Genomic DNA, 12,604 nt, shown 5'->3' on the forward strand with positions numbered 1-12,604 from the left:
GGTAACGCGCCGGCCCTTTGAGTAACAGCCCGGTTTATTGAGCCATGCATCCTCCCCCTTCACGCCAGCAACCAATGGAAAACATATGAGCAGCCTTCACGCATTAAGGGGCATGACCCTGCACTTCAATGATGATCCAGGCACAGGTGATGAGCCCCGGGAAGGCAGCGTGGAGTTCCATCAGGATGGACTGGTCATCATTCAGGAGGGGCGCATTCTGCATAGCGGTTCGGCGCAGGAGCTTCTGGAGACGCTGCCGGAGGGCACGCCCATTGATCACTGGGCCAATCAGCTGATCATGCCGGGCTTTATCGATCCCCACCTTCATTACAGTCAGCTTGATATCACCGCCTCCTACGGCCGCCAGCTGCTGGACTGGCTCAATACCTATACCTTTCCCGAAGAGTGTCGCTTCAGCGATCGCGCCTATGCCGACGAGATTGCCAACGCCTTTCTGGAACAGCTGCTGGCCAATGGCGTTACCACGGCACTGGCCTTTTGCACCACGCACCCGGCCTCCGTGGATGCGCTGTTCAGCGCAGCGCTTGAGCGTAACATGCGCATGCTGGGCGGCAAGGTGATGATGGATCGCAATGCCCCCGAGGCGCTGTGCGATACGCCCGAAACCGGCATCCGTGACAGCCGCAAACTGATCGAGCAGTGGCACGAGCGCGGCCGGCTGGAATATGCCATTACGCCGCGCTTTGCACCGACTTCAACGCCAGAACAACTCACCGCCACCGGACAATTGTTAAGCGATTATCCGGGCATGGTGCTGCAGACTCATCTGTCTGAAAACCTTCAGGAAGTGGACTGGGTCGCGTCTCTCTTTCCCGAGGCGCGTGACTATCTGGACGTCTACTCGCACTATCAGCTGGTGCGTCCGCGGGCCATCTTTGCCCACGGCATTCATATTGATGATGATGTGCGTCAGCGACTGGCCGATGACGGTGGCGCCATTGCCTTCTGCCCGAGCTCGAACCTGTTTCTCGGCAGCGGTCTCTTTGACTGGCGCAGCGCCCGGGAGCAGGAGGTTCGAGTAGGCATTGCCAGCGATATCGGCGCCGGCACCAGCTTCAGCCCCTTCCAGACCCTGCAGGATGCCTACAAGGTCGGTCAGCTCAGTAACCAGCCGCTGACGCCATGGCAGGCCTTTTATGCCCACACCCTGGGCAATGCACGCGTGCTTGATATCGACCGCCATGTCGGCAGCCTGGCCGCTGGCATGGAAGCCGACATCACGGTCATCAATCCTCGAGCCACTCCCATGCTGGCACGCAAGGATCGACATGACCCCACGCTCATGGAGCAGCTCTTCAACCTGATGATCCTGGGTGATGAGCGCTGCATCAGCGCGACCTACGTCATGGGCAAAAAACTGCACGACACCGCAAATAATTGATCCTTCGGCGGCCGAAGCGGTCGCCATCCCCTCCTGATCTCAGGCACACTTGCGCGCCGATCGTGACTTCCGCGGAAATTTCCATGCATGACAATGAGCTGATCTTCCGACACGGCGACCGTCCGCCGTTTCACACCGCCTCGCTGGTGGCCTTCCAGCATGTACTGGCCTGCTTCGTGGCCATTATCGCACCCACCATTATCGTGACCGGGGCGCTGGGGCTACAAGATGAGGCCCCTTACCTGATCAGCCTGGCGCTCCTGGTGTCCGGCATCAGTACGTTGGTTCAGACCCAGCGCGTCGGCCCGCTGGGCTCCGGCCTTCTTTGCGTGCAGGGCACCAGCTTTTCCTTTGTCGCCGCGCTGATCTCGGCAGGCCTGATCGCCCGGGAGCGGGGCGCCTCCGATCATGAAGTGCTGGCGATACTGTTTGGCATCTGTATTGCCGGCAGCCTGATCGAGATGGCACTGGGCAGTGTCCTGCATCATCTCAAACGCGTGATCACGCCAACGGTAACCGGCGTTGTGGTCACGCTGATCGGGTTGAGTCTGATCAGCGTTGGGGTCACCGATATCGCCGGCGGTCATGGCGCCGCAAACCCCGGCGACCCCATGAACCTGCTGCTGGCCGTGATCGTGATCGGTGTCGTACTGACCTGTCAGCTCAGCCGGCACCCCATGCTGCGCGTGGGATCCGTCTTTGTCGGGCTTCTGGCAGGCTGTCTTGCGGCCGCCCTGATGGGCCGTCTGGACTTCAGCAGCGTGGCGGATGCCCCGCTTTTTCAGCTCCCCCAGCCCCTGCGCTATGGTCTGGACTTTGATGTAGCGGCCTTTATTCCGGTGGCGTTCATTTTTGCCATCACGGCCATCGAGACGGTGGGCGACCTGACTGGCTCATCAAGGGCATCACACATGCCGACCAGTGGGCCGGAGTATCAAAAGCGCATTCGCGGCGGTGTCCTGGGTGACGGCTTCAACTCCCTGCTCGCCGGCGTGCTCAATACCTTCCCCAATACCACGTTCAGCCAGAATACGGGCATCATTCACCTGACCGGGGTCGCCAGCCGTCATATCGGTCTGTTCGTAGGGGGAATTCTGATCATTCTGGGGCTGATTCCGGCCATGGGCGCCGTACTGCAATCCATCCCGCAGCCCGTGCTCGGGGCGGCCACGACACTGATGTTCGGTCTGATCGCAGTCTCGGGCATTCGAATGCTGGCCGAGCAGCGCATGACCCGCAAGCGGGTCATGATCATCGCGCTCTCTCTGGGCGCCGGCCTGGGCGTGGAGCTGGTACCGGAAGTGCTTTCCGGTCTGCCGGAGCTCACCCAGAGCGTTCTGTCTTCGTCCATCACTACGGGCGGACTGCTGGCCATCATCATGCATTTGGTTCTTCCCGAGCATCAGGCCACGGAAGAGGATGATGCCTCCGCCTCCTCTGGGCAGCAGGCAACGGATACTCGCTAGCCTGTAAGTCGGGTGCGTCACCCTCTCACCGGTGATCCGTCATCGTGACAGCGTCCGCTGTCACGATGCACGCTGTATCCCCAGGGGCCGACCAGCAACACGATCACCTCATTGGCACCACGTGCCAGCGTCAGCTCCACCGGCACCTGGTCAAGCAATGGGCAGTCCACGCCCCGGCTCAGAAAATAGTCGCGCACGTGATAGATGAGGCGGTAATGACCGCCGCTCCCCTCCTGCAGCAACGCTTCTTCAAGCTCCCCACGGGCATTGGTGTGAAGAGTCATGATGGGCTCTTCATCGCCGTGCGCCTCAAGGGATACCACCATGCCTTCCACTGGAATGCCGTCGTATTGATCCAGTACCCGGGTTGTCAGCGTTGCCATACCTGCCTCCTGAAAACAAACCTCCCCCTTTGCCCTGAAGGGCACTTCGGGAGCCGATAAACGAGAGTACGCTACCGCTCATGACATAGTGCAGCGGCTTTCATGATACTGCGAGACAGCAGGCTACATACCATCACTTTCGTCCATGTCAGGCACTACATCGCTTCAGGCCGGACATAAAAAAGGCCGCACCCGAAGGTGCGGCCTTTATTGAACAACGGCGCCAATCAGGTACGGTTGCCGTCGTCAGAAGAGTGCGTCGAGCGTCCGGTAGTGGCGTTGGCCGGGCTACCCTGCTCCTCTCCTTCCTGTTTCTGACCGATCCCCAGCTTGCGGCTGGCCCACTGCGATCCCTGCATGATGAACACGTAGGTTGCCGGCACAAACAGACTGGCAAAGATCGTGATGGTGATCATGCCGCCGACCACGGGCGTACCGATGTGATGTCGGCTTGCTTCACTGGCACCGCTGGCCAGTGCCAGAGGCAGCGTACCGCCGATGAAGGCAAGCGATGTCATCACGATCGGGCGGAAACGCTGTCGGGCCGCGTGTTTGGCCGCTTCCACGATCGAGAGCCCTTCATGAGAACGCTGCTGCTGGGCAAACTCCACGATCAGGATGGCGTTTTTGGCCGCCAGCCCCACGACCACCAGCATGCCGATCTGCAGATAGACACTGGTATCAAACTCCCGCAGCCAGACCGCCATTACTGCACCCAAAAACGCGAAGGGCACCGAAGAGATGACCGCCAGCGGCAACGTCCAGCTCTCGTACTGCGCCGCCAGGATCAAAAACACCATCACGATGCCGAACACGATGGCAATGACCGCAGCGTCGCCCGCGTTCTCCTGCTGATAGGCCTCACCGGTCCACCCCATCGAGTAATCACTGCCCAGCTGATCCTGAACAATACTGCGAACGGCCTCTATCGCCTGGCCATTGCTGTAGCCCGGGGCGGCCGCAATCTGGAACTTGGCCGCCGGATAGACGTTGTAACGATCAAGCGTGGTAGGCGCCTGCTGACGCTCCATCGTGACCAGCGCCGACAGCGGGATACGCTGACCGTCACCACCACGCACATACACCTGATTCAGGTTCTCCGGTGACTGACGAAACTCGTCTTCGGACTGCAGATAGACCTGGAAATTGCGGCTCTGACGTGTGAAGTAGTTCACGAACGCGCTACCAAAGGTACTGGACAGCGTCGTGTTCAGATCACTGAGGTTCACGCCCAGACTCTGCGCCTTCTCGCGGTCTATTTCGGCATGATAGGTCGGCACCGAGGTATCCAGCGTCGTGAATGCCTGAGCGATGGCCGGATCCTCATTGGCCGCCTGCATGATCTTCTGACTGGCCTGGAAAAGCTCCTGGGAATCAGCACCACCAAGCGACTGCAAAAAGCCGGTCAGGCCCCCGGTGGGTGACAGTCCGATGATCGGCGGCAGATTGAAGGCCATGGCCTGACCACCCTGAATGCCGGCGCCCTTTTGCATGATGGTGCCAATCAACTCATCGGCGGTGATATCACGCTGCGACCATGTCTTCATCGAAATGAACATGGTGCCCTTGGCCGTGTTGGCCGCACCGGAGACGAGGTCATAGCCGGGGATGGAGGTGACATACTCCACCGCGCCGATGGCCTCGAGCTCCTTTGACAGCTTCTGCATGTACTCATCGGTACGCTCTACCGAAGACCCGGCCGGCAGGTTGACCGAGGCGAGCACGACGCCCTGGTCGGTCGCGGGTATCAGCCCCTGAGGCAGCTGGGAATAGAGCCACCAGGAGAGCACACAGCAGCCGGCAAACATCGCCATGGTGATAAAGAAGTGACGGATCAGAAAGCCGACACAGGCCATGAAGACATTGGTGATCTTGTCAAAACCGCGGTTGAACCACACAAAGGGCTTTTTGACGATCTGCAGCCAGCGCGGCTCATTACCCTCATTGTGGCGCTTGATAAAGATCGCCCCGATGGCCGGCGTGAACGACAGCGCCACCAGTGCCGAAATGCCCACCGAGATCGCAATGGTGATGGCGAACTGACGATACATCTGGCCGGTCATACCGGAGATAAACGCCACCGGAATAAAGACGGACGCCATGATAAAGGAGGTCGCCAGTACCGGACCGGTCACCTCCTTCATCGCCATGAAGGCAGCATTCATTGGCGTTGTATCGGGCTCTTCCTCGAGTATGCGCTCGATGTTTTCGATGACCACGATCGCATCATCCACCACGATGCCGATCGCCAGTATCATGCCGAACAGCGACAGCAGGTTGATCGAAAAGTCGAGCAGATACATGCCCCCGAAGGTGCCCACGACCGAGATGGGTACCACCGACATGGCCACCAGCGTCGAGCGCCAGTTCTGCAGGAACACAAACACGATGACAGCGACCAGCAGCAGTGCCTCGATAAAGGTGTGCGTCACCGACTCGATCGAGGCATCGATGAAGAGCGTCGTGTCATAGGGAATGACGTAATCCAGACCCGCCGGGAAGCGCTGCTTCATGCTGGCAAGCGCGGACTTGACCTCCTCGGCAACTTCAAGCGCGTTGGCGCCGGGCTGCTGATAGACCGCGATCGGCGCAATGGGCGAGCCGTTGACACGACCGATAACCCCATAGCTGGAAGACCCGAGTTCTACACGAGCGACATCGCTGAGCTTGAGTGACGACCCATCCTCATTGGTGCGCAGGATGATGTTACGAAACTCGCTGGCAGAGGACATTCGTCCCTGCGTGGTGACCGTATAGGTATAGGCACCCGGCTCACGCTGCGGCGCGCCGTTGAGCTTGCCGGCCGAAACGACGGTGTTCTGCGACTGAATGGCAGTAGAGACTTCTGCAGGGGTCAGATCGTACTGCGACAGCTTGTCCGGATTGAGCCAGATACGCATGGCGAAATCCTGGTTGCCCAGCACTTCGGCATTCCCCACACCCGGCAAACGCCTGATCTCATCCAGAATATTGATGTTGGCATAATTGTTCAGAAACAGCCGGTCATATTCGTTATTGGGCGAATACAATGCCGTAAACAGCAACACACTGCTGGAGCGCTGTTCGACCGTTACCCCCTGGTTCTGAACCTCAGTAGGCAGCTGTGACAGCGCCCTCTGTACACGGTTGTTGACATCGATGGTGGCCTGATCCGGATCGGTGCCGATGCCGAAATAGACACTCATGCTCAACTGACCGCTGTCGGCGCTGGTGGACGTGATATAGATCATGTCCTGAACGCCGTTGATCTCCTGGGTCAGCACGGAGGCTACCGTTTCCGACAACACCTGGGCACTGGCACCCGGGTAACTCGCCGTGACCGATACGGTAGGCGGCACCACCTGCGGGTACTGCTCGACAGCCAACCCTCTTACCGACATGAACCCGATCAGCGTAATGATGATCGAGACGACGGTGGCGAAGATCGGCCGATTGATGAAAAAGCTCGAAATATTCATCGACTCGGCTCGCCCTTAATTGTCGCTGCTGCGTTCATCAGCGCTGGTCTGATCGGAATCGCCGCTGACACTGGTTTCCTGCCCCGGCATGTTGTTGGCACTACCGCCATCCTTGCCGGAGGGGTCTTCGGGCGTGTCATCCGTGTTGCCATCAAAGGGCTGCGGATCGATTTTGTCGCCCCCCGAGATACCGCCGAGGTTGCTGACAATAACCCGTTCATCGGGCGCTATCCCTTCTGTCAGGATCACCCAGCCACGGGCCTGTTCTCCCATCGTGACAAAACGACTCTCGGCTTCGTTGTCATCATTGAGCACAAAGATCTGCGGACCTTTAAGCCCTTCCGTGACGGCCACCTCAGGTACTGCCAGCACATTAAAGCGCTTCAGGTTTTTCAGCTGTACGCGGACAAACTGTCCGGGCAGGAAAAGATGCTGAGGATTTTCGAAAATGGCACGCGCCTGCACGGTACTGGTGGATTCATCCACACGGGAGCCCAGGAAGTCGAGATCGCCTTGAAGGGACGTGTCCGTGGTGCCGCTGTCCTGACCATAAGGGAAATCAAGCTCGACATTCACATTGGGCGCCCCCTCCATCTGACGCTGGCGACGCAGCGCAAAGGCGTCGTCCTGCGGCAGGGAAAAGCGCACTTCAAGCGGATCGATCGGCGTCACTTCGGCCAGTCGGGTCTGATTCTGACTCGTCACGTAGTTGCCGACGTTGACATCGTTGAGACTGACCTGACCGGTCACGGGCGCCCTGACGTCGGTGTAGTTCAGATCAATCTGGGCGCTTTCAAGGGCCGCCTGTGACTGGGCCACAGCGGCTCTGGAGGTATCACGCTGGCTGAGCGCCTGATCGCGCTGCTGCTGACTGATCGAGCCATTCTGATAAAGACGCTGATAACGCTCATAGTCGCGCTGCGCTTCGCTGGCGCTGGCCCGCGCGCTTTGCAGATCGGCCTGTGCCTGTGCCACGGCCGCCTGGTAGGTATCCTTCTCGATCGTGAACAGGATATCGCCCTTCTCTACAATATCCCCGGCCCGATAATGCTGCTCCTCGAGCGTGCCACTTACCCGCGCGATGATATCGACCGAACGATCACTGCGCACCATGGCCGGATAGGTCTTGTCCAATTCCAGATCAAACGGCTTGAGTGTCTGCACCTGTGCCTGTTTGGGGGGTGGCGCCTGCTGCTCTTCGCTCTGTTCATCCTCATTACCGCCACAGGCAACAAGCAACAGAGACAGGACTCCAATCAGGCTCCATCCCTGGGCCCATCTGGCAAACTTCTGATTCATCTGGATGATATCCGTCGTTATTAGGTGATCAACTGACGCTCTTTCAAGAGCGTGCAATGAGGGTCAAACCGAGAATGGCGCCAGTTTAGATGCATTCCTGTATGTATGTAAATTAACGACGCCCAATAGTTGCGATAGCCTGGGCAGGCATGCTCAGAGGCCACTGACGGCAGAGAAAGGATAGTCACAAAAACGCCCCGCGTAGCGGGGCGTTACACAATGTCTGGCCGGCACCGTTCAATCGAGGGGGACGCGCAGCTCCAGGCTCTTCATGCCGGCATCACGCATGCCCTCATGATAGATGACGCGAGAGTGATCAACACGAATCTGCTCGTTGTGCTCCTGCGCCCAGCGAATCGCCATGTGCTTGAAGCACCGCTCGCGATCCTTCTCGCTGCCAAGGGTGGCACTCATCGAGCGGCCTGCCGGTACCGTGACCCAGCGCAGCGGCAGCGGCGGATTCCATGTCGCACGGCGGGTCATGCGGTAACCGACATCCTTGCGCATGCGATGCGACGGGGTAATGTTCGGATCGTCGTAGTAAAAGCAGACAGACTCGACGATGGATTCCTTGGCATGCTGCGGACACATGGACAGCAGCATCTGACGCAGGCTCTCTTCACTGTTCTTGTCGTCACCGAAGGAACGCATGACCAGGAAATACTCTTCTTCATGCTCGACCACGTTGACCGGCGTGGCGTCATCGCGCACCAGACCGTTGGTGGCAATCTCCATGCGCATGCTTTCACGATAGCCGCGCGGCGAGCTGCCGAAGTGACGACGAAAGACCCGGCTAAAGGCCGCATGATCCTGATAACCGCACTCAAGCGCGACTTCCATGATGGACTTGCGGGTATAGATCAGCAGCATGGCCGCCCGATCAAGGCGAATCGCTGCGTGATAGTCGGTAGGCGTGACGCCGAAGGACTGTTTGAACTTGCGTCGCAGATGCGAGCATGAGAGGCCGACCTGCTGGGCAACCAGCGTCATGGGCATCAAAATGTTGGTGTGCTCGTGAAGAATGACTTCAGTTGCGGCGACGTCAAATTCTCTGCTGTCCATCATCATATCCATTCCCTCGGCGATAACGCTTGATATACGGCACGACGCATCGATGCGTCGGAATTTTCGGGACTGAAGGGGCGGTGCCGGAGCCAACAAGGCCATGGCGTGGCATCAGGTCCTTCAGTTCAGTAACCGTTTTTAGAGAGCAGTATTATTGAAGCATCAGGGTCGTAAGCAGGAACGCATTAACCTGCTGTCTGTATGACGACAATATTTCAGTGCTGACTCGCTAAAAGTTGTACGCAGAATAAGGGAAGGGCTGATCAAGTAAAGTATGAAACTGTCAAAGATTATTAAAATCGCGCTTTGACACATTATCCGGGCAGTTAAAAGCTAAACTATGAAGGACTAGGTAATATAATAAAAAACGATTTTTATTATTAAAATAATAATGCTTAATATTATTAAAAGTACTAGAAAACTGGTACTCACGCTCAAATGAGCCTTGTTTGTCCAGCCTTTTCAGCATGGCACCCGGCCCGCTCTCAAGCCTTCACAGCCGTATGCATGACAATAGTGTGAACGCAGAAAGGCACCGCGATGACATACCCATTCTTTGGTCATACGTACTTTTGAAACCGCAACCTGTTGATGACAATGAAATGTTTCAGAAAGTAATGGTTAATATAAAACAGGAATAATTGTTTTTGCGATTAAACATGCTCTGTGTAAAGTCGCATTAAACTATATTAACGAACGTGGAGACCACTTTGTTAATAACTGCTTAAAGGTATGGGAAGTCATGGCAGGAACAAATGGCCCCGAAACAAAAAAGGCGCCGTAAAGGCGCCTGAAGGAATATGGGACACTTGACAGCTTGCAAAAGGCTCAATCCTCGGTCGATACCAGTGCAGCCCGAAGCCTTGCCACCGCCTGACCATGAAGCTGACACACACGCGACTCACTGACCCCCATGACCGCCCCGATCTCCTTGAGATTGAGCTCCTCCTGGTAGTAGAGGGCCATCATCAGCTTCTCCCGCTCGGGCAGCGCCTCAATGGCTGCCATCATCTCATGGCGCTCGGCACCGGCAATCCAGACATCATGAGGGTCCAGCGAGGTTTCGACCTCCTCCGACAGGCGCGAGGCCTCCGTCTCGTCAGAGTTTGAGTCCTCATAGGTCATCAAAAAGCCGTTGTTGGTATCGCTGAGCACCTGCTGGTATTCGCGCAGCTCGATACCCAGCTCGGAGGCCACCTCACGCTCGCTCGGGGCACGCCCGTCACGCTGCTCAAGTTTCCAGATGGCGCGGTCGATATCACGGGCACTGCGCCTGACGCTGCGCGGCAGCCAGTCGCGCGAGCGCAGCTCATCAATCATGGCCCCGCGGACCCGCTGTGACGCGTAGGTCGAAAACGTCGCACCCTGATCGGCATCAAAGCGCTTGAAGGCGTCCAGCAGTCCCAGCATGCCTGCCTGTATCAGATCATCCAGTTCCACACTGGCCGGTAGACGAACCTGCATCGAAAGTGCCTGACGTCGAACCAGTGGCATATAGTCGTCCAGCAGTTGCCTCTGATCGATCCTGCCCTGAGCCGTATACATGCCCATATCCTGAAATCCGTTTGATGAGGAGGCACACGATGCGCCCGCCTGTCTTGTGAACCCATTATTGACAGACCGGTACCAAAACGAATGGGAAAAGAGCCACAAAAAGTACGGCTTTCTTTAGGGATTGGCATGATCGCCACGAACGAATGCCGTCACAGGGGGCCGGTCGCTGGATCAATCTGACGCCAGATGCCGATTTTTTCGATCCATTAACACCATCAGCGGCCCGGCACTCATGCCATGAAACACCACCGAGATCAGCACGATCAGACTGACCGTTGTCCAGGCTGTTTCCGCTTGACCAAAGTCCGCCTGATTCAGGGCATAGGCCAGATAGTAGAAAGACCCGATCCCTCGAATACCAAACACGCTGACCACGCACCGCTCATGCCAGGGCATGGTGGTGCCGACCAGACCGATCATGCCCGTCAGCGGGCGAATCAGAAATACCGTTGCCACCGCTGCCATCACGATCAGACCATTGACGCCATCCAGCGCCGTGCCGGCGATGGCCGCGCCTAGAAAGACCAGCATGGCCATCATTAGAAGCTTTTCGATCTCCTCACTGAAATCGGCAAGCTGCACATGGTAGTCATGCTTGTCCTCTTCGCCGCGCAGCGTCAGTGCGCAGACAAAAACAGCGATAAAGCCATATCCTTGCAGCGCCTCGGTAGCAGCGTAGGTCAAAAAGGTGCCCCCCAGCGCCGCGAAGCCCTGCCCGGTGCCGGCCAGTGACAGCGTCCCCAGCCGGAACGTCACGCCCCCCAGCAACCGCCCTATCCCCCAGCCGGCCGCCACACCAACCACAATACGCCACACCACATCCACGCCCAGCCAGTGCCAGTTCCATGACTCAAACAGCGTGGCATGTGTGGCCACCGCAATGGCCAAGTAGGTAAAGGGAAACGCCAGCCCGTCATTGAGCCCGGCCTCGGAGGTCAGCGCAAAGCGCACCTCATCTTCCGGCCCCGAGCGTGGTGGGCCTACCTGCACATCAGAGGCCAGTACCGGGTCCGTCGGCGCGATGACCGCGCCCAGCAGCAGTGCGGTTTCCAGCGGCAGGCCGAGCAGAAAGATCCCCACCAGCACGACCATGACAATGGTCAGCGGCATGGTAATGCCCAGCAGCCGCCAGGTATTGGCCCAGCGCTTGAGCCCTACCTTTCTATCCAACCGCAGCCCGGCACCTGCCAGCGAAATGATCACCGCGATCTCGGTCACCGTTTCGAGAAGCTCGGGATGTTCCAAAGGGCTTGGCGCCGCATCCCCCATCAACCGTGCGATGCCATACCCCACCGCGATACAGACAATAGGTAGCGACAGAGGCATTCGCTTGATCACCAGCGGCAACCACGCCACCAGCAAAATCAAAAGGCCGATGCCGCCCAGCACCATGATGTGCATATCCATTGCGTTCAAATGCTCCAGTACCAGCCAGTGTGTTAGCGAAATTCAGCAGGCGTACTGTACGAGGTTGGCACGTACGGAGATCTACTCAAGGTTAAATTGATTGCAGATTGTCAAAAGGCGACATGACAAAACATGCTGAAAAACGCCTTTTTAATCATTGCTCTATTAGCAATAACCAAAAGAAAAGCCATTTATTTCCCAAAATAAGCTGTGGCTGACTAAAGCATTTCCCGTGCCGCGTCGTTAATGATCCTGCAAGCACGGTGAACTGCTGATGTAGCGTGCAGGGACAAGTGGCCCAGGCGGTAACCACTTCACCGGAAAGAGAAAAACTTTCCTGAAGCAGCTAAAGAATTGAACACGCAGTACCGATAATTGCATCAGGCGGCAGATGCCGCGAATAACCGGCTCACAGAGTCGCTTCCTTTTAGAAAGCAATAGGAAATCGCACACATGGCAATGGTCATCAATACAAATGCTCTGTCGCTCAATGCCCAGAACAACCTGAACAAGTCACAGCAGTCCCTGAACACCGCCATCGAGCGTCTGTCCTCCGGCTCGCGCATCAAC

Annotated in this window: 9 protein-coding genes; 3 read left to right on the forward strand and 6 right to left on the reverse strand. The window is 57.5% G+C overall.

The annotated features are described in order from the left end of the window. Window positions 1-85: 85 nt before the first annotated feature. Together guaD and C8D72_RS04850 are read left to right on the forward strand one after the other, a co-directional pair. The gene (gene guaD / locus C8D72_RS04845) at window positions 86-1,402 is read left to right on the forward strand and encodes a guanine deaminase (protein WP_115853223.1); all 1,317 of its coding nucleotides are present in this window, start codon (window positions 86-88) and stop codon (window positions 1,400-1,402) included. An 83-nt stretch (window positions 1,403-1,485) separates the two neighbouring features. Further along, the gene (locus C8D72_RS04850) at window positions 1,486-2,868 is read left to right on the forward strand and encodes a uracil-xanthine permease family protein (RefSeq protein ID WP_115853224.1); all 1,383 of its coding nucleotides are present in this window, start codon (window positions 1,486-1,488) and stop codon (window positions 2,866-2,868) included. Between the two features lie 17 nt (window positions 2,869-2,885). Here C8D72_RS04850 and C8D72_RS04855 read toward each other — a convergent pair whose 3' ends face one another. The 6 genes from C8D72_RS04855 to C8D72_RS04880 all read right to left on the reverse strand — a co-directional run bounded on the left by C8D72_RS04855 (window position 2,886) and on the right by C8D72_RS04880 (window position 12,034). Then, complete coding sequence (locus tag C8D72_RS04855; protein ID WP_115853225.1) at window positions 2,886-3,251, reverse strand: hydroxyisourate hydrolase; 366 nt, start codon at window positions 3,249-3,251, stop codon at window positions 2,886-2,888. A 227-nt stretch (window positions 3,252-3,478) separates the two neighbouring features. Then, on the reverse strand, window positions 3,479-6,709 hold the full coding sequence (locus C8D72_RS04860) for an efflux RND transporter permease subunit (RefSeq protein ID WP_115853226.1): 3,231 nt from the start codon (window positions 6,707-6,709) through the stop codon (window positions 3,479-3,481). A 15-nt stretch (window positions 6,710-6,724) separates the two neighbouring features. Beyond that, entirely contained in the window at window positions 6,725-8,008 is a 1,284-nt protein-coding gene (locus tag C8D72_RS04865) for an efflux RND transporter periplasmic adaptor subunit (protein WP_115853227.1), read from the reverse strand. A gap of 237 nt (window positions 8,009-8,245) precedes the next feature. Continuing rightward, window positions 8,246-9,076: an AraC family transcriptional regulator gene (locus C8D72_RS04870; protein ID WP_170140502.1), complete on the reverse strand. Its 831-nt coding sequence runs from the start codon at window positions 9,074-9,076 to the stop codon at window positions 8,246-8,248. A gap of 825 nt (window positions 9,077-9,901) precedes the next feature. Beyond that, window positions 9,902-10,618: an RNA polymerase sigma factor FliA gene (locus C8D72_RS04875; RefSeq protein ID WP_115853229.1), complete on the reverse strand. Its 717-nt coding sequence runs from the start codon at window positions 10,616-10,618 to the stop codon at window positions 9,902-9,904. Between the two features lie 180 nt (window positions 10,619-10,798). Then, entirely contained in the window at window positions 10,799-12,034 is a 1,236-nt protein-coding gene (locus tag C8D72_RS04880) for a cation:proton antiporter (RefSeq protein WP_115853230.1), read from the reverse strand. 459 nt (window positions 12,035-12,493) lie between these two features. On the opposite strand from C8D72_RS04880, the gene C8D72_RS04885 reads away from it, so the two are divergent. Then, window positions 12,494-12,604 (forward strand): flagellin N-terminal helical domain-containing protein (locus tag C8D72_RS04885; protein WP_484140706.1); only part of this gene is annotated, 111 nt, incomplete at its 3' end.

Source organism: Kushneria indalinina DSM 14324 (genome assembly GCF_003385845.1).
GTDB classification, from domain to species: domain Bacteria; phylum Pseudomonadota; class Gammaproteobacteria; order Pseudomonadales; family Halomonadaceae; genus Kushneria; species Kushneria indalinina.

Coding starts and splice junctions, on each gene's coding strand:
- guaD (WP_115853223.1), top strand. CDS start 86: ATGAGCAGCCTTCACGCATTAAGGGGCATGACCCTGCACTTCAATGAT.
- C8D72_RS04850 (WP_115853224.1), top strand. CDS start 1,486: ATGCATGACAATGAGCTGATCTTCCGACACGGCGACCGTCCGCCGTTT.
- C8D72_RS04855 (WP_115853225.1), bottom strand. CDS start 3,251: ATGGCAACGCTGACAACCCGGGTACTGGATCAATACGACGGCATTCCA.
- C8D72_RS04860 (WP_115853226.1), bottom strand. CDS start 6,709: ATGAATATTTCGAGCTTTTTCATCAATCGGCCGATCTTCGCCACCGTC.
- C8D72_RS04865 (WP_115853227.1), bottom strand. CDS start 8,008: ATGAATCAGAAGTTTGCCAGATGGGCCCAGGGATGGAGCCTGATTGGA.
- C8D72_RS04870 (WP_170140502.1), bottom strand. CDS start 9,076: ATGATGATGGACAGCAGAGAATTTGACGTCGCCGCAACTGAAGTCATT.
- C8D72_RS04875 (WP_115853229.1), bottom strand. CDS start 10,618: ATGTATACGGCTCAGGGCAGGATCGATCAGAGGCAACTGCTGGACGAC.
- C8D72_RS04880 (WP_115853230.1), bottom strand. CDS start 12,034: ATGGATATGCACATCATGGTGCTGGGCGGCATCGGCCTTTTGATTTTG.